At 45.9% G+C, this 23,717-nt stretch carries 21 protein-coding genes; 12 read left to right on the top strand and 9 right to left on the bottom strand.

Features of this window, described 5'->3' with window-relative positions; all coding sequences use genetic code 11:
* Positions 1 to 137 precede the first annotated feature (137 nt).
* From CIK90_RS01330 to CIK90_RS01310, 5 genes are all read right to left on the bottom strand, one after another.
* Complete coding sequence (locus CIK90_RS01330) at positions 138 to 752, bottom strand: hypothetical protein (RefSeq protein ID WP_094464132.1); 615 nt, start codon at positions 750 to 752, stop codon at positions 138 to 140.
* Between the two features lie 7 nt (positions 753 to 759).
* Positions 760 to 1,518, bottom strand: coding sequence for a hypothetical protein (locus CIK90_RS01325; RefSeq protein WP_094464131.1), 759 nt, complete (start codon positions 1,516 to 1,518; stop codon positions 760 to 762).
* Complete coding sequence (locus tag CIK90_RS01320) at positions 1,515 to 1,805, bottom strand: hypothetical protein (protein ID WP_094464130.1); 291 nt, start codon at positions 1,803 to 1,805, stop codon at positions 1,515 to 1,517. The genes CIK90_RS01325 and CIK90_RS01320 overlap by 4 nt, the downstream gene beginning before the upstream one ends.
* Before the next feature lie 269 nt (positions 1,806 to 2,074).
* Positions 2,075 to 2,857, bottom strand: coding sequence for a hypothetical protein (locus CIK90_RS01315; RefSeq protein ID WP_094464129.1), 783 nt, complete (start codon positions 2,855 to 2,857; stop codon positions 2,075 to 2,077).
* Positions 2,835 to 4,256, bottom strand: a complete 1,422-nt coding sequence (locus CIK90_RS01310; RefSeq protein ID WP_094464128.1) for a phage integrase SAM-like domain-containing protein — start codon at positions 4,254 to 4,256, stop codon at positions 2,835 to 2,837. The genes CIK90_RS01315 and CIK90_RS01310 overlap by 23 nt, the downstream gene beginning before the upstream one ends.
* Before the next feature lie 552 nt (positions 4,257 to 4,808).
* On the opposite strand from CIK90_RS01310, the gene lgt reads away from it, so the two are divergent.
* The 5 genes from lgt (at position 4,809) to CIK90_RS01285 (ending at position 12,884) form a co-directional block, all read left to right on the top strand.
* Positions 4,809 to 5,645: a prolipoprotein diacylglyceryl transferase gene (gene lgt, locus CIK90_RS01305; protein WP_094439337.1), complete on the top strand. Its 837-nt coding sequence runs from the start codon at positions 4,809 to 4,811 to the stop codon at positions 5,643 to 5,645.
* 451 nt (positions 5,646 to 6,096) lie between these two features.
* On the top strand, positions 6,097 to 7,674 hold the full coding sequence (locus tag CIK90_RS01300) for a glycoside hydrolase family 28 protein (RefSeq protein WP_094464127.1): 1,578 nt from the start codon (positions 6,097 to 6,099) through the stop codon (positions 7,672 to 7,674).
* Between the two features lie 253 nt (positions 7,675 to 7,927).
* A complete protein-coding gene (metG, locus tag CIK90_RS01295; RefSeq protein WP_094464126.1) occupies positions 7,928 to 9,994 on the top strand; it encodes a methionine--tRNA ligase in 2,067 nt (688 codons plus the stop codon).
* A 53-nt stretch (positions 9,995 to 10,047) separates the two neighbouring features.
* Positions 10,048 to 11,865 (top strand): aminotransferase class I/II-fold pyridoxal phosphate-dependent enzyme, encoded by a 1,818-nt coding sequence (locus CIK90_RS01290; RefSeq protein ID WP_094464125.1) that lies wholly within the window; start codon positions 10,048 to 10,050, stop codon positions 11,863 to 11,865.
* A complete protein-coding gene (locus CIK90_RS01285) occupies positions 11,862 to 12,884 on the top strand; it encodes an NAD/NADP-dependent octopine/nopaline dehydrogenase family protein (protein WP_094464124.1) in 1,023 nt (340 codons plus the stop codon). Before CIK90_RS01290 ends, CIK90_RS01285 begins: the two co-directional genes overlap by 4 nt.
* 175 nt (positions 12,885 to 13,059) lie before the next feature.
* Here the strand turns inward: CIK90_RS01285 and CIK90_RS01280 are convergent, their stop codons facing one another.
* The gene (locus CIK90_RS01280; RefSeq protein WP_094447316.1) at positions 13,060 to 13,848 is read right to left on the bottom strand and encodes a phosphorylcholine transferase LicD; all 789 of its coding nucleotides are present in this window, start codon (positions 13,846 to 13,848) and stop codon (positions 13,060 to 13,062) included.
* Positions 13,849 to 13,934: 86 nt separating this feature from the next.
* Between CIK90_RS01280 and CIK90_RS01275 the strand changes: the two genes are divergently transcribed.
* Genes CIK90_RS01275 through CIK90_RS01265 form a run of 3 tightly spaced genes read left to right on the top strand, consistent with a single transcriptional unit; the run spans position 13,935 to position 17,307 of the window.
* A complete protein-coding gene (locus CIK90_RS01275) occupies positions 13,935 to 15,380 on the top strand; it encodes a lipopolysaccharide biosynthesis protein (RefSeq protein ID WP_094464123.1) in 1,446 nt (481 codons plus the stop codon).
* Positions 15,377 to 16,294 (top strand): glycosyltransferase family 2 protein, encoded by a 918-nt coding sequence (locus CIK90_RS01270; protein WP_094464122.1) that lies wholly within the window; start codon positions 15,377 to 15,379, stop codon positions 16,292 to 16,294. The genes CIK90_RS01275 and CIK90_RS01270 overlap by 4 nt, the downstream gene beginning before the upstream one ends.
* A complete protein-coding gene (locus tag CIK90_RS01265) occupies positions 16,291 to 17,307 on the top strand; it encodes a hemolysin activation protein (protein ID WP_094464121.1) in 1,017 nt (338 codons plus the stop codon). Before CIK90_RS01270 ends, CIK90_RS01265 begins: the two co-directional genes overlap by 4 nt.
* Before the next feature lie 94 nt (positions 17,308 to 17,401).
* Here CIK90_RS01265 and CIK90_RS01260 read toward each other — a convergent pair whose 3' ends face one another.
* Positions 17,402 to 18,517, bottom strand: a complete 1,116-nt coding sequence (locus tag CIK90_RS01260; protein WP_094464120.1) for a glycoside hydrolase family 5 protein — start codon at positions 18,515 to 18,517, stop codon at positions 17,402 to 17,404.
* Between the two features lie 364 nt (positions 18,518 to 18,881).
* Between CIK90_RS01260 and CIK90_RS01255 the strand changes: the two genes are divergently transcribed.
* On the top strand, positions 18,882 to 20,102 hold the full coding sequence (locus CIK90_RS01255) for a site-specific integrase (protein ID WP_094464119.1): 1,221 nt from the start codon (positions 18,882 to 18,884) through the stop codon (positions 20,100 to 20,102).
* Positions 20,103 to 20,221: 119 nt separating this feature from the next.
* Here the strand turns inward: CIK90_RS01255 and CIK90_RS01250 are convergent, their stop codons facing one another.
* Entirely contained in the window at positions 20,222 to 20,464 is a 243-nt protein-coding gene (locus CIK90_RS01250; RefSeq protein WP_301637647.1) for a helix-turn-helix domain-containing protein, read from the bottom strand.
* A 77-nt stretch (positions 20,465 to 20,541) separates the two neighbouring features.
* A complete protein-coding gene (locus CIK90_RS01245; protein WP_094389734.1) occupies positions 20,542 to 20,835 on the bottom strand; it encodes a helix-turn-helix domain-containing protein in 294 nt (97 codons plus the stop codon).
* Positions 20,836 to 21,196: 361 nt separating this feature from the next.
* Between CIK90_RS01245 and CIK90_RS01240 the strand changes: the two genes are divergently transcribed.
* The 3 genes from CIK90_RS01240 to rhuM all read left to right on the top strand — a co-directional run bounded on the left by CIK90_RS01240 (position 21,197) and on the right by rhuM (position 23,677).
* Positions 21,197 to 22,105: a YafY family protein gene (locus tag CIK90_RS01240; RefSeq protein ID WP_094389488.1), complete on the top strand. Its 909-nt coding sequence runs from the start codon at positions 21,197 to 21,199 to the stop codon at positions 22,103 to 22,105.
* A gap of 2 nt (positions 22,106 to 22,107) precedes the next feature.
* Positions 22,108 to 22,599, top strand: a complete 492-nt coding sequence (locus CIK90_RS01235) for a 3'-5' exonuclease (protein WP_094389489.1) — start codon at positions 22,108 to 22,110, stop codon at positions 22,597 to 22,599.
* An 82-nt stretch (positions 22,600 to 22,681) separates the two neighbouring features.
* Positions 22,682 to 23,677, top strand: coding sequence for a virulence protein RhuM/Fic/DOC family protein (rhuM, locus tag CIK90_RS01230; RefSeq protein ID WP_094389490.1), 996 nt, complete (start codon positions 22,682 to 22,684; stop codon positions 23,675 to 23,677).
* Positions 23,678 to 23,717 lie beyond the last annotated feature (40 nt).

Below are 23,717 nucleotides of genomic sequence, written 5' to 3'. Positions count from 1 at the left end.
ACCTCGCAACGCGATAGACAATCGCAACTCTGTTGCGTGGAAGGGGGTATAGGGGCAGCATAGCCCCCATAACGGCCAGTACCATAATGATGCAGAATTACAGAAATTCATATTTGTATAATTGCAGTTTTACATAATTACTGTTTTTTTGCATCTGCGTCATCCGGCATCGGAGTTCTGAATGAAGGATTAGCATATGGAATGATGAGCATCATCTCATTAATGCGATCTGCGATTCTTATGCCGTAGAGAATCCGCAGTTGGGCTGGCGTGAGATTTGTGGTGACCATAGTGAAGAGCATCCTACAATATCGATATGACAGCAAGTCAATCACGGGAGTAACGCGATTGCCATAGTCGATGAAAGTTGGTTCCTCTTCGCCAAGATCGTCAATTCCCAGCATGTTGGTCTCTTGTATTTGTCTGTATTCTTTAGAGTCAACTTTCACTTGGTTATAGATGAACTTAGCACTCTCAATTCTCATCCCGTAGGTACCAATAGTCGTATTACCATTAAAAGGTATTTCAAGACTTCTGATTAGGTTCTGCAAGGCATACATCATTGTACTCTTGCCGTTACCCACACCACCACACAACAGAAGGCCAAATTTGGTCGTAGGTTCTGTAAAGAGCCTTGCTATCTGCAAAATCTGGTCTTGCAGTTCATCGCTATCGGCAAAAGTGTTTCCACGCTTTTCAACCTCTATTTGGTAAGCTGTTTTAATGCAAAGAGCAGCTTCCTCTATTGACATCGGGAACTTAGCAAAACCCGGTGTAGTCTTCCGGCCTATTAGCTTCGATCTTAATTGTGCTAATTTGGCCATTGCACTTTGATTCATTTCCATAATTGTTCTTGTATTTGTAATTAATCCAGTTAAAAACATAATCGCGACAGTCGGTCTCTTCTTTTCCCTTACAGCCCTTAAGTTCCTGCTCTGAGAAGAACTCACCGACTTTGTCTTTTAGTTCTTCACCGTTGAGAATAATCTTATTCTTGGCAAGTCGCTCTGATAATTCACGGAGCCAGGAATCATCATTCAGCAGCTTTCCCCTAAGTTCAGAAAGAGACAACACAACTTTTGAGTTGGACGAAGGAGAATGCTTTCCTTCTTTCCCTTCTTTTTGATTATTTTCTTCTTTATTATTGGAATGGGGCAACGATTGTGGCAACTTACAAGCCAACGATCCGGTCAAAGGTTGGGTCATCGGTTGGGGCAACTGTAACGGCTGCTCATCCGAAAGATTGAGCGTGTACAAAGCCGGTTTCCCTTTGCCTTCTCCTTTGGAATAGTCAATCAGCCCTCTCTTTTTTAGCCCTTCCCTTGCCTTCATTACGTTCTGCTTTGAAGTGTTTAGCCGTGCCACCAGCATCTGGGTGCTGACCTTGAAGGGCTTTACCCAGTGCTGACGGTTGGCTTCATACAGCAGATAGAAGTAGAGAACGCCCTCACTCAGAGAGCATGGATCATTCTCATTCTCGAACCAGAAATGGTTCATGTAGTCATAGATGCTCATCATTTCACCCCCTTCTCTATACGTTCCACATCAGACAACTTATATTGGTTCTTGCCTCCCAACTTATAGCAAGGAAGATAACCACTGACATTCCAACGCCAAAGTGTTGCTCTGCTCTTACGCAGACGATGAATCACTATAGCCTCGTCGATCATCACGTCTTCATTGGCTTTCTTCTGGGCCTGAATCATTTCATCAGCCCATTCGAGGAAGGCTGACTTTAGGACATCAACAGTTGTTATGACCACAGTATTCGACTGTGCAGAGTCTAACATTGAAATAGACTTCATATTTTATAATGAGCAGGTTCTTTTAGCGATCCTCACGGCCAGACATTGACCTCGCACCCGCTGGGATCCATCCTCTGCAATGAGGCTTGCAGCGATTTCACGATGCGAAGGTACGACTTTTTGAAATACCCTTGAAGTATTTTGAGTAGCTCGCGGTAGCCGACTACCAAAAGCTACTACTGTTAAGCGAATTTAACGAAAATGGTACTAAAAAAGGCCTGTAACCATGAGATTACAGACCTTATGATAGAATAAAACTGATGGGTCTATTAGAATAACGACAATACCCAACGCCAAATCTGATACAGCATATTAAGAGGTGATAAAGAGGTTCCGATAAATTCTATACGACCATCTTCATTCTTGGTGTAGCCAATCCTTGTTCTTAATGCAGTTCTTGTAGGCCGGAAAAAGGTTTCACGTTCACCCATATCTAACTGTGAGAGTTCTTTGTTGTAGGCCTTTTGGTGGATAGAAGGGAACTCGTCCTTTATATCCTCATACTTACAACTGCTTATTAAGCCCTCATCACGTGCAACGAACATGACAGTTGCAGCATTCTTTCCTATCTCTCCATTAATAAGGAAATGAAGTGTGTCAATAATTTCCTTGGCCTTCTCAGGGAAGAGAACCACTTTCATGAAAGATGACGGCTTATACTCCGAATTGAACTGCCTCCAGATTTTAAGAAATGCGAAGACTATCTTCGGCGTAAGTCCCTTAAAGGATTTCCCTAATAGTTGCTTAATGAGTCCTTCCACCTCGTCATAGTGATTTCTGGCACGAATAAACAAGTACTCTATTACTCGTTTATGACTTCGGTCTTTCTCACAAAACTCCTCAAAGGTCAGGTTGGGTCTCTCTGTCATAATTACCATGACCTCTGCTACGGATTGCAATGAGGGAACAGAAATATTGTCATCAACAGTCCCACCTGGCAGCAAACGCTGCTTGATCAAAGACATTACATAATCGACATTCTTGTCTGTATTCGACTTCCCGTATTCTCTATCCAAGTTCTCATAGAACTCATCTAACTTGTCTTTTGCCATTTTGCTTCTTTACTATTTCAAAATCCTTGTTGGTATAATATGCTGGCTGCTTGTATGCATAGCACATCAGCACAAAGCGGTCTTTCAGGCCCATTGATGTGTAATGGTTCACAGCATCACTACCTTTTCTATGAAGACCCGCTGCATACATGTTGATCTGAGCCTTTGTCAGAATATCCACATGAGTTTTGCGACAGGTCTTACTACTTGCCAAATCGTAAAGGGGAAGGTACTTGTTGTTTCCAAGTTCATCATCAAAGACAGCACACTTCCTATCAATACCACATTGTTTCATCAGTTCCTTGATCTTCACGTTATAACCACTCTTCCCACTGACATATTTCAATATGTGGAAGTTGAACTTGTACTTCATAATGATGTCATAGGCAAAGCGCATTACTGGAGTCTGAATCTCCTGGCGTCCAACGTTCTCTCTCAAAGTCTTCTCTGGCAGATAATGAACATACATAATGCCGTCGTCAGAAACTGCGATATTATCCATCGTCAACCGCTTGAACTCGCTGATACGACAACCAAAAGCACATTGCAGGACAAAAGCGTCCTTTGTTTCCTGTAATGACTCTGGAACCTCTGTATCTCTCACTTTCTGGAATTCATCTTGCAGCAGGAATATTGGCGGATCATAAGACTCCCGCATCATAGTCCGTTTCTTATTCTTTCCCAAATAGATGAATGGCGAAACACTCAATTCACCTTTCTCTATCAGCTCATTGAAAAATGCCTGGATCTTCTTCATCTTTGTGGCAACCGTATTTTGGTCACGGCGTTCTGTGGGTATATTTCTTGGCTTAACCATATCATACAGGCTCTTATGCTTGTCCACGTATTTGTATTCATCAAACAAGAACTGGCGGAAATCCATCAAATCATCAGCATCAAATTCTGATGGGGTTACTTTCAATCTATGCTGGATAGTAAGAAATCTGGTCAGTTCACCTAACGACACCTTATAGTGCTTTTGTCGTCCTTCTCCGAAATTGCCATCCCTTAAGCCATCTTCGATATACTTAGAGAATCTGTCAATAAACGTTAGTTCGGTCAGAGCCTTCATATTTTTCTGAGGATGCAGTACACTGGTTATTGCCTCTTCAAAATCCTCTGCAGTTATTCGAGTCTTGTCCTTTGCCTCACACAACTGCCGGTAAGCAGTCTCCATTGCATCTATTTCCGTATCTATATCAAGTTTCAGTTGCTTGTTATATACACTCACACGGGGTTTAAGTTCACCAGTATCTGTAAACTTATCCAGATCTTTAAGGTCTGCGTCGATTTCACTCTTATGATACAGGTCAACACCTCTTCCATCGCGCAAACGGAAACGGAGCCTTATGGTTCCTTCCTGTTTGCTTGTCCTCTTTACTATTGTAAGTCCTTTCATACCTATTTTATTATTAAAGCGTGTTTAAAATGTGGTGCAAAGGTAGTCATTTTGCACCACCAAACCAAAATATTGCACCACATTCTTGCAACGCTTTAATATATTTAACTCTGTAAAATACTGATTTACAGAGCAAATCATTTCAAAATTATTTCACGGTATTTCTGATTTTGAATCCCAAGCGGATCACCTCAAGAAGAGAATCAGCAATGGTTATATTCTTTTGTTTTGGTATATGTACTATAGATACAATACTTACAAGAACGAGAACCCTGGTCCTGACCAACCATCATATAATTGTTATCTTCTTTCTATTATATCAAAAGAAAAGAAAAATTCGGAAGTACCTCTTTTTACAACTGACATATCCTTAATCGGGAATCACTACGAAGTTGCATTTCCAAACAAAATGAGGGAAGTAATAACCCTACCATGTGGAATAAAGCTAGAGAAAGTTGATTTCAAAACCCGGACAGGGTATCGCAGGGCTAAAACGTTGTGCATAAGATATTTAATTTTGAGTTTTAACAATTTTAAGAGACACTAGTGAAAATGGACTATATTCATTGGAATCCTTCTTTAGAAATATTTTCAATTTGGGGTGTTACTATACGTTGGTATGGATTACTATGGGTTGTAGGACTGCTTGGTTCTTCAATTATTGTCAATAAAATAAATAAGTATCAAAAGGAAAAATTATTGGTAGAACAACTGTTTTATTTTTGCTTTGTAGGTGTGTTAGCCGGTGCACGTATTGGTCATTGTATTTTCTATGATGCATCTTATTTCTTAAGTAGTTGGCCTCATTTTTTGGAAATTTTTATTCCTTTTAAAATCCTCCCAGCTGGAGATTGGATTTATACTGGGTATGCAGGTCTCGCATCGCATGGAGGTGTTATAGGTTTAGTATTAGCTCTATGTTTGTATTGTAAAATAAATAAGTTTTCTCCCCTTTTTGTACTTGATATGGTTGCATTTGCTGCGCCTTTTTGTGCTATGATGATTAGGTTCGGTAATTTAATGAATTCTGAGATTATAGGATGTCCTACTGATGTACCCTGGGCCTTCATCTTCGAGCGTGTGGATATGGTTCCCCGTCATCCGGCACAATTGTACGAAGCCTTGTTTTATGGTTGTGTTTTAGTTTTTGGCTTCATTTTATACCGAAAGACAACTTTTAAGAACATGGGTACTGGTTTTTATTTTGGATACTGTATTTCTACTATTTTTACTTTCCGATTTTTTGTGGAATTTCTGAAAGAAGTACAAGTAGATTTTGAACACAACATGTTCCTTGATATGGGACAAATATTGTCTATTCCACTTATTGTTATAGGTTTATATTTTTTATATGTGAGTTTATTCAAGAATTATTATAGTCATTCATAATAGTGAAATAATATGGGATTTCCACTATTGTGGGATAAGAGGACATTGAGGGCTGCAGTAGATATTTCTACCTCAATTTATCTGATAATTCAGTAATGAGAGGACGTTTAGACGCAAGAAGGACGTTGAAGGACTTTGTTGCGGATTTGAGGCATGCTAAAAAAGAACTCCATAGTTCTGCAAATGGTTAGGTGCCGAACTCTTTCCAAGTGCATCCCAAGTGCATCCCGAACGCATCCCGAACGCATCCCGAAGGACAAAAGACATCAAGAATCTCCATTTTCATGTGCGATAGCAAAGTCCAAACAACAAGAAACAAGCGTCAAACACTTTCGTGAGATATGCAGGTAATTAACGACTTTTCCGCCCGAATATTTTGTATTGTGATAAATAGTCGCTAAATTTGCACACGAAACAACAATACCCATCTACTAAACAACAGATTATAAACATGAGAAAACTATTTGCCATTGTTGCCGCCTGCCTTATGAGCATGGGTGCCAATGCCGCTTGTGGCGACAACTACGACGAACTGTACACCAATCTCCCCTTCGAGATGAATAAGGTGACACGTCCACAATTTCCTGATAATGAGGTCAACCTCCGCGATTTCGGTGCTGTTGGCGACGGTTCTTCACTCTGTACCGATGCCTTCCGCAAAGCCATCGAAGCACTCTCTGCTAAAGGCGGCGGTCGTCTGACTGTACCTCAGGGCGTATGGTTTACCGGTCCTATCGTACTGAAAAGTAACATCAACCTCCATTTGGAGAAAGGAGCCATCATCCTTTTCTCACCAGACGATGCCCTCTATCCTCTTATCCATACTTCATTTGAAGGCCTTGACACCCGTCGTTGCCAGTCGCCTATTTCAGGCAACAACCTCACCAATGTAGCTATTACCGGTCAAGGTGCCATTGATGGAAATGGTGAGTTCTGGCGTCCTTTGAAGAAACAAAAGGTGACCGAAGCCCAGTGGAAAGCCATTACCTCACGTGGTGGCGCTTTCAAGCGTGCCGACTATTGGTTTCCTACCGAAGGTGCACTCAATGCTGACAACAATGCCAATATGAACGTGCCAGCCACTCCATCGAGCGAAGCCGAATGGAATGCTATGAAGCGTTTCCTTCGTCCTGTGATGATTAGCCTGGTGAGCTGCAAGAATGTATGGTTGAAAGGTGTCACCTTCCAGAACTCTCCTGCCTGGAATATCCATCCGTTGATGTGCGAGAATGTACTCATCGAAGATGTATTGGTACGCAACCCATCGTATGCACAAAACGGCGATGGCCTTGATTTGGAATCTTGCAAGAATGCTTTGATTGTCAATTCCACCTTCGACGTAGGCGATGATGGTATCTGCATCAAGAGCGGAAAGGATGCCGATGGTCGCAAGCGTGGCATTCCTTGTGAGAATGTTATCGTCAGCGGATGCACCGTATTCAAGGGTCATGGCGGTTTCGTAGTAGGTAGCGAGATGAGCGGTGGTGTGAAAAACATCATGGTCAGCGACTGCCAGTTCCTCGGCACCGATGTAGGTCTGCGCTTCAAGAGCACCCGTGGTCGTGGCGGTGTGGTTGAAAACATCTATATCCGCGACATGTCTATGTTCGACATTCAGACCGACGTCATCACCTTCGACCTCTATTATGGTGGCAAGTCTGCCGTTGAAGCATTAACCGATGGCGACGAGAAGAAGCAGCAGAGTGTGCCTGTATTCAAGGTTGACGAAACCACGCCATGCTTCCGCAATATCGACATCCAGCATGTCATCTGTCGCACTGCTCGCCGTGCAGCCTATTTCAACGGTCTGCCAGAGATGCCAGTTAGCAATATCAACATCCGCGATCTTGAAGTAAACAACGTGAAAGAAGGTATCGTAGTCAACCATACGAAAGGTGTGACACTCAACGACATTCATGTTCAAACCACTGGTCACATCTTCAAGGCCAACAATTCGACCGACATCACCATCAACGGCAAGAGTTATAAGAAACTGCCCAAAGAAGGTCTTTCGCTCGATACCCTGTAAGAGAAACACTCACATACCATCACCGCCTGCCGATAGGATATAGATTCCTGCCGACAGGCGGTTTTCTTTTACTCCACGTTCGGAAATACAAAAGAAAATGGGATTTTTTCTTTTGTATTTCGCTCACTTAATCGTACCTTTGACGCGATGCGTCTAAGGTAGGCTGCACCTCAGAAATACAAAGAAAATGAGCCATTTTCTTTGTATTTCGCTCGGTTTGCACTACCTTTGCATTAAAATAACATATTATATAATGGCAGACAAGAAATTCAAGAGAACAACAGTGACAGCAGCACTGCCCTACGCCAATGGCGGTGTGCATATCGGTCACCTGGCAGGAGTTTATGTACCTGCAGACATCTATGTAAGATATCTGAGACTGAAAAAAGAAGATGTGATGTTTATCGGTGGTAGCGACGAACATGGTGTGCCCATCACTATCCGTGCCCGCAAAGAAGGCATTACCCCACAGGACGTGGTAGATCGTTACCATAAAATGATTAAAGACTCATTCCAAGAGTTCGGCATTTCATTCGACATCTATAGCCGCACCACCTCGGAAACACACCATAAGTTTGCAGCAGAATGGTTTCGCAAGCTCTACGACGAAGGCAAACTGACCGAGGAAACCTCTACACAACTCTACGACGAAGAAGCCAAACAGTTCTTGGCAGACCGCTACGTTACCGGCGAATGTCCTTATTGCCACAGCGAAGGAGCATACGGTGACCAATGTGAGAAATGTGGACGCGACCTGTCTCCCCTGGAACTTATCAATCCAAAATCGACCATCAGCGGTTCTACACCTGTGATGAAAGAAACCAAAAACTGGTATCTTCCCCTCAACAAATATCAGGACTGGCTGAAACAGTGGATTCTGGAAGAGCACAAAGAGTGGCGTCCCAATGTCTATGGACAATGCAAATCATGGCTCGACATGGATCTCCAGCCTCGCGCCATGACACGCGACCTCAACTGGGGTATTCCCGTTCCCATCGAAGGAGCCGACGGTAAGGTGCTCTATGTATGGTTTGACGCCCCCATCGGCTATGTTTCCAACACCAAAGAACTCTGCGAGAAAGAGCCAGAACGCTGGGGCAACTGGGAAACATGGTGGAAAGACAAAGACACCCGCCTCATCCACTTCATCGGAAAAGACAATATTGTATTCCACTGCATTATCTTCCCCGTTATGATGAAAGCCCACGGCGGCTACATCATGCCCGATAATGTGCCAGCCAATGAGTTCCTGAATCTGGAAAACGACAAGATATCTACCTCACGCAACTGGGCTGTATGGTTGCACGAATACTTGGTTGATATGCCTGGCAAACAGGATGTGCTGCGCTATGTACTGACTGCCAATGCACCAGAGACCAAAGACAACAACTTCACTTGGAAGGATTTCCAAGACCGCAACAACAACGAGTTGGTGGCTATCTATGGCAACTTCGTCAACCGTGCACTACAACTCAGCAAGAAATACTGGGGTGGCGTAGTACCTGCCTGTGGCGAGCTGCAGGATGTTGACCGCCAGGCATTGGAAGAATTCAAGGACGTGAAAGGTCGCGTAGAGGCATTGCTCAACCAGTTCAAATTCCGCGAAGCACAGAAAGAGGCTATGAACTTGGCACGCATCGGCAATAAATACATCACCGACTGCGAACCATGGAAGGTTGCCAAGACAGATATGAAACGTGTGGAAACCATCCTCAACATATCTCTCCAACTGGTAGCCAACCTTGCAATCGCCTTCGAACCGTTCCTGCCATTCTCAAGTAAAAAGCTGCGCGATATGCTCAATATCACCTCATTCGACTGGGAACAGCTCGGTTCTACCGATTTGCTTGAGGCAGGCCACCAACTGGGCGAGCCTTCACTGCTGTTTGAAAAGATTGAAGACGATGTCATTCAGAAGCAGCTCGACAAGCTCGAAGCCACCAAGAAAGCCAACGAGGCAGCAGCCTATAAAGCCGCTCCCATCAAGGACAACGTAACGTTTGAAGACTTTGAGAAGCTCGACATTCGCGTCGGCCTCATCAAAGACTGCCAGAAAGTGAAGAAGTCGAAGAAGCTCCTTCAGTTTACTATCGACGACGGAACAGGCACCGACCGCACCATCCTCAGTGGCATTGCCGCATTCTACGAAGACCCTGCCGCCCTTATCGGCAAGCGCATCCTCTTTGTAGCCAATTTCGAACCACGCAAGATGATGGGTATCGAGAGCCAAGGCATGATACTCTCTGCCGTTGATTTCGACGAGAGTCTCAGCGTGGTAACTACCAGCAAAGACGTTAAACCAGGCAGCCAGGTGGGATAATCCCACTTTGGCTTGCCCAATAATCTCTATCAACACTCCCTAATACTCCACAGATGCAGGCTATCATCCTGGCGGCTGGCATGGGCCGCAGACTTGGCGAACTGACCCGCGACAACACCAAATGTATGGTGTCTGTCAATGGTGTGCGCCTCATCGACCGTTTACTCGGTCAACTTGCCACGCTGTCGCTCACTCGCGTCATCATCGTGGTGGGTTATAAAGGCGATGAATTGCGCCAGTATATCGGCCACCGATACGACGGACGCCTCAACATCGAATATGCCGAGAACCCCATCTACGACAAGACCAACAATATCTATTCCTTGTCGATGGTGAAGCAACAGATGACTGAAGACGACACGTTGCTCATCGAGAGCGACCTCATTTTCAGCGACCAGTTGTTCCGAATGATTCTCGACAACCCCTACCCCAACCTTGCCCTCGTTGCCAAATACGAGACATGGATGGACGGTACGATGGTAAGGATGGATAGCGATCACAACATTGTGAACTTCGTGCCGAAGAAAGCCTTCAACTATGCCGATGTTGACCAATACTACAAGACGGTCAATATCTATAAGTTCTCGCGCGAGTTCTCATGCCATAAATACGTGCCTTTCCTTGAAGCCTACTGTTCTGCATTAGGCAACAACGAGTATTACGAGCAAGTGTTACGCGTCATCACCCTTCTCGACAATGCCGAGCTCAAGGCTTTACCCATCGGCAACGAGAAGTGGTACGAGATAGACGATATTCAAGATTTGGATATTGCCGAGACCATTTTTGCCGAAGGCGATGAGATGCTCCATCGTTTCAACTATCGCTACGGTGGTCACTGGCGCTTCCCCAAGATGCTCGACTATTGCTATCTGGTCAATCCCTACTTCCCCACCGCTCGCATGAAAGATGAGTTGCGTGCCAATTTCGACACGCTACTGACCGAATACCCATCGGGTATGTTTGTCAACTCACTTCTTGCCGGCAAGTATTTCGGCATCCGCCAACAGTATGTTGTCGTGGGCAACGGTGCAGCCGAACTCATCAAGAGCATGATGGAACATGTGGAAGGACGCATCGGTGTGGTCTATCCCACCTTTGAGGAATATCCCCACCGCCTGCGACCCGAACAGATTGTGGCTTATCAGCCCGATCCACAGACCTTATCATATACTGCCGACGACCTCATCAACTTCTATGATGAGCATCCCATCGACAATCTGTTGCTCATCAATCCCGACAACCCTTCTGGCAATTTCATCCCAATGGATGGTTTGCTGCAACTCATCGAGTGGGCCAAACAAAAACATATCCGACTGGTCATCGACGAATCGTTTGTGGATTTCAGCGATGATTTCGAGCACAACACCCTATTGCGCAACGACCTGTTGGAGCAGTACGACGGTCTTATCGTAGTGAAGAGCATCAGCAAATCGTATGGTGTTCCCGGACTGCGATTAGGCATCTTGGCATCTGCCGACAGCAGCCTCATCCAGTATATCAAGCGCGATGTCAGCATCTGGAACATCAACTCGTTTGGCGAGTTCTACATGCAGATATTCGGCAAATACGAGAAAGACTATATGGCAGCCTGCCACCGTTTCATTGCCGAGCGCAACCGCTTCGGTAAGTTGCTTCAGCAGATACCCTATCTGCGTGTGTTGCCCACTCAAGCCAACTTCTTCTGCTGCCAGGTAACCGACCGCTATTCTTCTGCCGAACTGACCAAGCAACTCCTGTCGCGCTTCAATATCATGATCAAGGACTGCGATTCGAAGAACGGACTCAAGGGTCGCAACTTCATCCGCCTGTCGGTACGCGCTACCGAAGATAACGACCGGCTCATCGAAGCATTCCATATTCTCGCACAATGAAACGCATCTGTATCTGTGGCGGTGGCAATCTCGGACATGTAGTGGCTGGTTTCCTGGCTGCCAACGGCTGTGAGGTCACTCTACTCACCCGTCATCCCGAACGCTGGAGCCATACCCTCCACATCACGACTCCTGAAGGAACAACCCTTGAAGGACATCTTTCCACCATCAGTTCCACAGCCTCCGATGTGGTACCGCAGGCAGATATGCTACTTCTTGCCCAACCAGGTTTTGCCATCAGAAGTGTGTTAAGCGAACTGCGCGACGTTCTCCGCCCCGGCATCCCCGTGGGAAGTATCGTCAGCAGCACAGGTTTCTTTTTCGAAGCCATGTCACTTCTTCCTTCCACCACTCCCCTTTTTGGTTTTCAGCGTGTGCCCTTCATCGCCCGTACTGAGGTCTATGGACACAGTGCCCACCTGTTGGGTTACAAGTCGTCGCTGAATCTTGCCGTAGAAAGGGCAAGTAGAGAAGATGCCAACCGCATTGCCAGCGAGATACAACAACTATTCCATTGTCCCACACATCTATTGGCATCCCACTACGAAGCCAGTCTGACCAACAGCAATCCATTGCTCCACACCTCACGTCTTTACGACCTGTGGCACAACTGGCAAGAGGGCATCACCTACGAAAGCATACCAGAATTTTATTCCAACTGGACCGACAACGCCTCATCACTACTGATAGCGATGGATGCCGAGTTCATGCAATTGCTCGACAAGTTGCATGTGACACCGGGTGCCATCCCCACCATTCTCGATTATTACGAGAGTACCGATGCACCATCGCTCACTCACAAACTACAGTCGATAGCAGCCTTCAAGGGCATTATGTCACCGATGGAAAAAGTCGGCACTACCTATATCCCCGACTTTCACAGCCGTTATTTCACAGAAGATTTCCCTTATGGTCTTGCCATTATCCATCGGCTGATACATGAGCACAACATCCCTGCGCCCCATATTGACCAAGTCTATGACTGGGGCATGAATCTCATCAGCCGATACAGCAACTGACCCTTTACGCCTTTCAGTCTTTACCAACGCGTAAAGAGAGGTGCCCATAAAATTCAGTTTTTCTAAAAATTTCGACCACTCGACCACCCATCACGATAACCATCTGTGGTCTAATAGATTGCCGGTGGTCGATAGTTAACTGATCGACCACCCATCGACCACCGACATAAGGGTGTTACAACCAATAGGCTTCAAACTTGTGGGTGACGCGCTGGTCCTCTGGCGGGAGAGCCATATAGTCGCCATAGGTATGTTCCAGATAGTCGCGATACCCCACCATCGCCTTGTAGGTACGGTCTTCAAACGGCATATCGACCACCGTAGCCATATCTTCTGCGGGGAAACATCCCTTCATCTTCGGTCCCGCCTCGGTCATGTTGCATAGCGTTTCCGTAGGCGTTTTAAGCACGATAAGTTGTCTGATCCATCGTTCTATCATCGCCACAGATATGGGCAACAGCCGATAGACCCAATAGGCAAGTTGTGAATGGAGCGGATTGTCGTTTGAAATCTTGCAACGGCGTATTTTGTAGAGCAGTTTTTTCCATTTGAACACCCGTTGCCGCCGCTTCATATCATCCGTCACATAATCCACGGGAAACACATCGATATATACGCCAATCTCGTAGCCCTTTGTTTCTTTCTCCACCATACGTGTGCGCTGATCGACCACTTTGGCAAAGGTATAATAATAATGCGACTCCTTGTTGGGATCGAGCACCCGATAACGTCCTTCCTGATCAGCATAGCTGGCAAGGAAACGCTCATAGTCTTCTCTCGGCATATAGATGTCAATATCGTCGTCCCAAGGTATATATCCCCCATGTCGCACCGCACCTATGAGCGTTCCGCTCGATAGCGAATAGCGCAGGTGATGTGTGTTGCAGAATCGATCGACGTCGTCGAGTATTCCCATCTGCAAACTTCGCAGTTCTTTGATATCTGTGATTTGTTGCATAGTCATTGCCTTATATTATAGGACAAAAGTACTATAAATATTTTGAACTTAAAACAATTATGCGTATTTTTGCATAATAAAACCGACGCAACATGGCAGAATCACTGAAAGACAAGACCGCCAAGGGTCTCATGTGGGGAGCGCTGAACAGTGGCACAACGCAACTGCTCAACCTCTTTTTCGGTATCTTTCTCGGTCGTCTGCTCTCTCCTGCCGACTACGGTTTGGTGGGTGTATTGAGTATCTTCTCGCTCATTGCCGGCAATTTACAGTCGAGCGGCTTCTCCACTGCCGTTGTCAACATGAAAGCGCCGCAACATCGCGACTACAATGCGGTATTCTGGTTCAACGTGTTGATGAGTGCCTGCCTCTACGGTGTATTATTCTTCTGTGCTCCGCTCATTGCCCTTTTCTTCCATCAACCAGAGTTGACGGTGCTGTCGCGCGTGGTCTTTCTGTCGTTCTTCATTTCTTCGTTTGGCATCTCTATGAATGCCTACATGACCAAGAATATGATGCAGCGCGAGATGGCTATTGTTTCTATAGCCGCCCTTATCATTTCGGGCATCACCGCCATCAGCATGGCACTGGCAGGGATGACCTATTGGAGTATAGCTGCCCAACAGGTTGTCAACAGTCTGGTATTGGTATTAGGTCGATTGTTCTTCATCAAGTGGCGTCCCACGTTTGATTTTGACTTCACGCCCATTCGCCAGACCTTCAGTTTCAGTATGAAAATCCTCGTCACGATGGTCATCACCACCGTTAGCAACAATATGTTGACCGTTATCTTCGGTAATATGTTGGGCATGCGCACAACGGGCAACTTCTTTCAAGCCAGCAAATGGAACACGATGGCCCATTCGCTCATCAGCAATACCGTGATGCAGGTGGCTCAACCTGTATTGGTGGAAATCCGCAACGAGCAGGAACGCGAAATCCGTATCTTCCGCAAAATGCTGCGTTTCACAGCCTTTTTCGCCTTTCCCGCCTTATTGGGTCTCTCGTTGGTGAGTCGCGAATTTATTGTGACCACCATTGGTGAAGGATGGCTTGATGCTGTACCCATCTTACAGATTCTTTGCATTGGCGGCGCCTTCATGCCGTTTTATACGCTCTATCAGAATCTCGTAATCAGTCACGGACGTTCAGATATCAACATGTGGCTCAACATTCTGCAGATAGCCATACAACTGGGCATCATCATAGCCCTCAGCCACATGGGCGTACTGCACATGGTAGCAGCCTACACTGTGTTTAATATCGTATGGCTGGGGGTTTGGCAGATGGCAGCTCATCGGTTGACAGGCCTTCGCTTCATGCAGGTGTTTGCCGACCTCACACCGTTTTTCTTTGCCGCAGCCCTTGTCATGATAGCCACCCATTATGCCACATCGTGGATGACTATCGCCCCGCTTCTGCTGTTGGCGCGCGTTGTTGTGGCAGGCATACTCTATCTTGTCGTCATGAAACTCGCCCATGCACAGATACTCGACGAGTGTCTGCACTATGTCACACATAAACATCATCAGGCATGAAAATATCCGTCATCGTACCTATATATAATAAGGTGGAATACATCGAACGCTGTTTCCGCCAGTTGCTCGCCCAAGATATGGACGATATAGAGGTTGTGGCTGTTGACGACGGCAGTACCGACGGGTCGGGCGACCTATGCGACCAACTCTCTGGCGATGCCCGCCTTCGGGTGTTCCACACGCCTAATCAAGGTGTGACAGCCGCCCGCCGCTATGGTGTGGAGCAAGCGCAAGGCGAGTATATCGTTTTTGTGGATAGCGATGACGAGCTCCTTCCGGGTGCCCTTCGCACACTCTACGATGCCATTAGCCAGACTTCAGCCGATGAAGTGATAGCCACCTTCTGCACCCACAACGGCATTCAGTCGCCTGTGGTCTATCAGGGTGAGGTCAATCCCACCGATTTGGTACGTGCCATCATAGCCGGCAAGAATCGGTTTCCCGTGCTGTGGGCAGCCATTTTCCGCCGTACTATCTTGGAAGGATGCCTCGACACACCGCGCGACATCATTGAGGGTGAGGACAAACTGATGCAGGTGATGGTGCTGATGAAGCGCCCCAGGGTGTGGTTCATCAACGATTGCGTCTATCGCTATACGCTGGGCGTGCCCAACACACGGCGCCGCACTCTGGAACGCGAGATGCTCTACGACCGTCTGCTGCGTCAGACGCTTGCCCCGCAATGGTCTGAACTGCACAGCGCCTTTGTGCTTCACCAGTTGAAGGAATACGAGAAATTCATCTGCGACGGACACATGGAGGTCCGCCACAACTACTATATCAAGGCCATCGGCACACTGCCGGCAGGCATTCCGCTCTACGACCGTGTGGTATGGGCATTGCCTCCGCTGCTCAGCCGACCTGTTATCAAACTCTATCGAACCATCATACAAATCAAACAACATCGATTATGAAGTATCCCGCACAGACAGACATTGCCGTTCTCATGCTGTTTTTCAACCGTCCCGACAGTTTGAGAGTGGTATTTGAACAAGTACGTAAGGCACGCCCCACTCGCTTGTTTCTCTTTCAAGACGGTCCTCGCAACAAGAAGGACCTTCCTGCCATCATGGCATGTCGTGAGGTAGTGGCGGAAATAGACTGGGATTGTGATGTACAGCGCAACTATCAGGAGCAGAACTTGGGTTGCATGACAGCAGGATTCACATCCCACCGGTGGGCTTTCTCGCTTGCTGACAAGTGTATTGTATTAGAGGACGATGTCGTACCGACCGTTTCTTTCTTCCGTTTCTGCAAGGAGATGCTCGACCGATATGAGCACGATGAGCGTATTACCATGGTTGCCGGTTACAACATGGACGAGGTCACACCCAACGTGCCCAACGACTATTTCTTCACTTCAGCCTTCTCCATTTGGGGCTGGGCATCGTGGAGTCGTGTGGTCAACCAGTGGGATGAACACTATACGTTTATGGACGACAAGTATGATATGCAACTCTTGCGCAACCTCATCAAGCGTCGCAAGATAAAGAAAGACTTCATCCGCACCTGTCAACTGCATCGCAGTTCGGGTGTTCCTCAGTTTGAAACCATCTTCTGGGCATCGATGTTGTTCAATTCCGGACTATCTGTCATGCCTGTGAAGAATATGATTAGCAACGTAGGGGCCACGGATGAGTCAGCCCACTATTCTGCTTTCAAGACGTTGCCACGCGGTGTGCGTCGTCAGTTCACCATGAAGAGCCACGAGATAGAGTTTCCTTTGCGCCATCCCCACTATGTCATCGAGGATGTGACCTATAAGGAGCGCATGTATCGCTATAATGCCTGGGGCCATCCATGGATTAAGATCGGTCGGTCTATCGAGGAACTGCTGCTCAACCTGCGCTATGGCAATTTCAAGCAGATCAGCAAAGCTGTCACCCGCCGCTTCCATATATTGACAGGTACCGACAAGGAGATTTGACCGCTGAAGGCGGCATGTTTCCCTCGCTATACTATCAGAAAAGCGACAAGCAGAACCCTCTGTTTGTCGCTTTTCCAATAATAGCGGTGTTTTATCACTTCTCCATAAGCAGTTCTACAAGTGGGCGATCCTTGTAAGTATGACGTTTCTGATCCCAGAAACCAAAGTCGGCATCATAGCACCATGTGGCCCACGCAATATTATACTCTTTGAAGACAGACAGCATGTCCTCCGTCCACCGATAGGCAAGATCGCGGTTAACAGGCTCATAAACGCCCCACTCTCCACAGAAGAGCTGTACACCGTATTTCTTTGCCACAGCAATAGCGTCACGAAAATCTTGGCAGATGCGTTCTCTATCCCACACCTTGGTATATGGTTCGAATGTCGGACGCAAGTCGGCAGGAATAGCCTCATAGTCCTGTTGTGAGATCATCTGTCCGGGATAGTTTACCTTTCCCTTATACTTTCCAATGGGAGTCCAGGGTGCGCCATAGTGTGTGAGCACCATTGGCTCATAATAGTGGAAAGAGAGTATGATATTCTTATCACCCTCAGGAATACGCAGATATTTGAAAGTTCCCGTACCCTGCCACTTGTTTGAACCAACAACCAATGTGCGTTGTGGCTCGCGTTTGCGGAGAGCTTTATGTACTTTGAATATCAACTGATTCCATTGTTCATGGTCGTCAGCAACAGGTTCGTTCATAAACTCGTATGCCACGGCATCGTTGCTATAGGCTTTGAGCACGTCAGAGAGTTGATACCACATGTTGATAAAGTCCTGTTGCGCCTTATCAGAAGTGAATAGCACATTGGCATTTGCTTTTCCTTCGTTGACAGCATTGAAATGGTGGGTTCTAATGATATGTAGATCGACAATAGTGCGTAGGTGGTATTTGCCTGCCCAATCGAGTGCTTGGGTGAGAAGATGCCATGCTTCGGGCAGTTTGTTACCCGCTTCATCCCAAAACTGTTCTTCGTCAATAGGCAAGCGTACAAAGTCGAAGCCCAGTTGCGCCAGTCGTGCGAAGTCGTCTTCTTGTATGTGGAGTCTGCGTGCAACGCCACGTTCATTACTTTGCGACAACCAGTGACTGACATTGGTGCCTCGTTTGATAGTGAAATTGTTGGTGCCTTCGGATGTAGCTGCCATTGCCGATAGGGTCATTGCTACGATAGCGATAGTGAAAAGTGCAATTCGTTTCATTTGTTAGTTATAATATGAAGTTAGTACTGGATGGACTACAAAGTTACTGAAAAAGACTGTAAAGAGCAACGGATTTTGGAAGATTAACGCAATTCGGCCTAAAATAAAGGCAAGACGGGGCAGAACGGGGAAGCTCAAAAATAGGGATAAAGCAAATTGGAGAGGATCGGCGAAGGAGTTAGGTTGCCAAATCGTAACCCAATTTATGACCTTGGAGATAAGAAAAGTACCCCTTCAAAATAGTGAAGAATGACGCACCTTTCACCGCCCGTTTCTTATTCCGCAAACTGCAATATTTTGCATAGCGATGGATGCCTAAAAACATAGTAGTTTTGCAGCCAAAATTAAAAACGGAGTAAAAAACATGAGAAGTACTTTTAACATTCTGTTCTATGTGAACAAGAGTAAGGAGAAGAACGGTGTGGTGCCTGTGATGGGCAGGGTTACGATTAACGGCACTCAGAGCCAGTTCAGTTGTAAGAAGACGATCCCGCTTGACATGTGGGACGTGAAGGGCAATTGTGCCAAAGGCCGTAGCAAGGAGGCTTTGCAGATTAACCGCGAACTTGATAACATCAAGGCGCAGATTATCAAGCACTATCAGCACCTGTCAGACCGCGAGGCTTTTGTAACGGCAGAAATGGTGCGCAACTCCTATCAGGGCTTCGGTAGCGAGTACGAAACGCTGCTGAGTGCTTTCGACAAGGACATTGCCAACCAGAAGAAACGTGTGGGTAAGGACAGGGCTGCAAGCACACTTTGGGCTATGGAGCGGTCAAGAAAGGATGTGGCAGAGTTCATTCAGTCGCACTACCGTCGCACGGATATGTCGATGCTTGAACTGACACCTGAATTCATCAAGGACTTCGCCGCCTACCTCAGTACTGACCGAGGATTGGCCAATGGAACTATCTGGCAGAGATGCATGTGGCTGAAAGGCGTTGTACTGAGGGCGCACTACAACGGCAAGATTCCCCGTAACCCGTTCGCGCAGTTCCACATCAGCCCGAACTGCAAGGAAAGGGAGTTTCTGACCGAGGAAGAACTAAAGGCAGTCGTAACCCATGAGTTCGAGGACGATAATCTGGCCTTCGTTCGTGATATTTTTGTATTCGTGTGCTTCACCGCACTCTCGTTCATCGACGTAAAGAAACTGACGACGGACAACATCGTAGACATCAACGGTGACAAGTGGATTATCAGCAAGCGTCACAAAACCAACATCCCCTTCCAGGTGAAACTGATGGACGTTCCCTTGCAGATTATCGACCGCTACAAGCACCTACAGGAAGAGAAACTTGTGTTCGGCAAGATGAACTACTGGTCAATGTGCAAGAAACTGAAAACAGTGATGACTGCCTGCGGCATAGAGAAAGCCATCTCCTACCATTGTGGCCGGCACTCATTCGCCACGTTGGCGCTTTCAAAGGGTATGCCCATCGAGAGCGTGAGCCGGGTATTGGGACACACCAATATCGTGACCACCCAGATTTATGCTAAAATCACAAGCCAGAAACTTGACAACGATCTGACGATGCTCGGCAATAAACTCAACGCATCGTTCAAGGACATAAAGAGAGCATAACCACTAACGGCGCATAAATACTCCAAAGCAGAAAGACGAATGATTAGCGAAGTCTGTCATCCGTCTTTCTGCGTTATAATCCCACAGCACACGAACCACTTACGGCTCTTTCTTTTTTCCTATCGTTTAAACGCAGGATGATAGCAACTCTCCAGAACCCTTTCCAAATCACTCTCACGATAAAGCACCTTGCCGCCTAATAATATATAAGGTAGTACACCATCATTACGGTATTCCTGTAGCGTCCGTCTGCTGACCTTCAGAATCTGTGCAACCTCTTTGTCTGTTATGTAGCGTTCACCATCAAGCAATGGGCGATAATTGCCTATCACCTTCTTGTATAGGGCAAGCACCTCCTTCATGTTCTCCAACGCATTCTTCACGCCAACGTTATGAGGCATTATCAGTTCGTTCATAGGCGGCTCGTTTTGAGGTTATATTACTTGGCATCCTTATCCCTACCAGCCACAACATACAGAATCCTTTCTACATCCTCAGGCTTATAGTATACCTTACGGTTGATTTGAGAATAGGCCAATGTCCCATTGTCACGAAGCGTTTGTAATGTTCTTGGACTGATGTTCAGCATTTGGCATACATCTTGATTGTCAAGCCAGTCGCCCAACCCTTTGTCTGTGCCTCTACTGGCCATCTCCTTCATCTTTGTGATGAAACTGTTGAAGCTCGTCAGCAGCTCCTCGTAGGTACTGCGCTCAATTGATACTACTTCCATGTCTTGTTTTGTTTTTGAAATTTGCGGGCAAAGGTACATCAAGATTACCAGATAGGCTCTTTCTGAAAATTCCCTGTTGTGAAATAACACTTCAGGAAAACAAAACCCTAATGTCCGCCGAGCTTGCTCATCAGAAAGCAGACAAGCATCTTTGTGTGGCACTCCACAGAAAAGTGCGTATTAGGCTACACCCTTTTGCGGAATTTGTCCGTAAAGGAAAGAGACTACCTTGTTGTAGCAACCAATGGTAAATGTTGAATTGGAACACAAAAGATGATTTCAAAATCAATTGTTTTTTTCAAACCTGTGCCTCAATAATTCACACCTTTTTTGTATCTTTGCAGCATCAAACGATAAAACTATGGCAAAGAACTTATTAAATAAGTATGTCTGGCTGGTAGAAACTATCTATAAGGCCAAGAAGATTACATACGAGGAGATTAACCAGAGTTGGCTTGACAACGACTTGAGCGAGGGTAATCCACTTCCCTTGCGTACATTTCATAAATGGCGTATAGCTATTGAAGAGATGTTTGGCCTCATCATTGAAAACGAGCAGAGTGGCAGATACCGCTATTATATCGAGAATGCTGACGAACTGAGAAGCGGATCCATGCGCAGCTGGCTGTTCAATACGTTGACGGTGAGCAACCTGATGATAGAGAACGTAAGTATTAAAGATAAGGTACTATTTGAGAAGATTCCAGATGGCGAACAGTATCTGCCCATCATTCTTGAGGCACTGAAGAAGAACCTAGTGCTTGGCATGACCTATCAAAGCTTTTCGAGAGACGAGGCAAACACCTTTGAGATAGAGCCCTATTGCCTGAAAGCTTTTAAGCAGCGTTGGTATATTGTTGGTCGTAGCCCCTATTATGATAAGATCATGATTTATGCTCTTGACCGTGTTCAATGGATGGAATTAAAAGAGACAAGTTTCAAGTATCCTAAAGACTTTGTACCAGAGGAGTTTTTCTATGATTGTTTGGGTATCATAGCTGATCAGAATGTCAAGGTCGAGACTGTTAAGTTTAAGGTTTCTTCAGGCCAAGCCAATTATCTCCGTTCCCTCACCTTACATCATACTCAACAGGAGGTTGAGCGGACTGATGAATACAGTATCTTTACCGTTCGTCTGCGCCCCACCTTCGATTTCCGGCAGGAGGTCCTTTCACAGGGCTGCGATATTGAGGTGTTGGAGCCTAAATGGTTTCGTGATGAGGTGGCTGAGATTTGCAAACACATGTGGAATAAATACAAGGAAGATTGATTATGCGAGACTTTGCTGCTATAGACTTTGAGACGGCCAACAACGAGCGCACTAGTGTTTGCTCAGTGGGTGTAGTGATAGTGCGTGATGGTGAGATAGTGGATACTTTCTACTCTCTGATTCAGCCAGAGCCCAACTACTATAATTATTGGTGTAGCCAGGTACATGGTCTTACTCGTAAGGACACAGAAGAAGCCCCCATATTCCCAGAAGTATGGAAACAGATAGAGCCATTTATTGAGGGATTGCCCCTTGTAGCCCATAATAAGTCTTTTGATGAGAGTTGCCTGAAAGCCGTATTCCGTTGCTATCAGATGGATTATCCGGATTATCAGTTTTACTGTACATGTGTGGCTTCTCGCAAAGCGTTTCCACAATTACCCAACCATCAGTTGCATACAGTATCAGAATACTGTGGTTATCATCTGGCTAATCATCATCATGCCCTTGCTGATGCAGAAGCCTGCGCCTGGATAGCCAGAGAAATTTTATAAAACTTCCTTCAAATATGTAACATTTTCGTTTTTTGCATACTATATTAATAAAAAGATGTATCTTTGCAAATAATTAAGTTGTATGAAAAAAGATCAGATTGTAATCTACAAAGACGAGAACAACTCCATTCAACTTGATGTTAGGATGGAAGGAGAAATGCTGTGGTTAGATCGCCAGCAAATAGCGACATTGTATGGCAGAGATTATAAAACTATCAGCAAGCATATAAATAATGCGCTAAAAGAGGAACTGGCCGGCTCCGAAGAGGTAGTCGCAAAATTTGCGTCTACCACTCAGCATGGTGCTATGAAGGATAAAACTCAGACGCATGACAAGGAGTATTTCAACCTAGAAATGGTAACATCTGTTGGATATCGTGTAAAGAGTAGTCGAGGGGTGATGTTCAGGAAATGGGCCAACAAAGTCTTGAAGCAATACCTCTTAAAAGGTTATGCCATCAATGAACGTATCCGCAAGGAGCATATTGGCGAACTACGCCAGATGGTTCAAGTGATAGGGCGTACGCTATATAATCAGGAATTGTCGGATACAATAGAAACACAGGAGTTACTGAATGTCGTGGTCGATTACACCTACGCGCTTGATACACTTGATAATTACGACTACGAACGACTGACGATAGACAAAATCACGAAGCAGGAGTCTTTCCATGCCACTTATGAGAATGCAATGGAAGCCATCAGTGGTTTACGTGAGAAATTTGGTAGCTCTTCACTCTTTGGTAATGAGAAGGATGACTCCTTCAAGAGCAGTATTGGCCAGATCTATCAGACCTTTGGAGGCGAAGAACTCTATCCCAGTGTGGAGGAGAAAGCAGCCATGTTGCTATATCTGGTAACGAAGAACCACTCCTTTAGTGATGGCAACAAACGCATTGCAGCCACGCTATTCTTGTGGTTCCTGAACAATAATGGTATTCTCTATCGCAAAGACGGTTCAAAACGCCTGGCTGATAACACCCTCGTAGCACTAACTCTGATGATTGCTGAGAGCAAGACAGAAGAGAAAGACGTGATGGTGAAAGTCGTAGTCAATCTGATTAATCAGAAGAACTGAACTAGTTACGTCATTTATCAACATATCCACTCTACATTAT

It is taken from the genome of Prevotella sp. P5-126, assembly GCF_002251185.1.
In the GTDB taxonomy this organism is placed as follows: Bacteria; Bacteroidota; Bacteroidia; order Bacteroidales; family Bacteroidaceae; genus Prevotella.
Note: the sequence above shows the minus strand (reverse complement) of the source record. Positions and strands in the feature narration are given on the sequence as shown.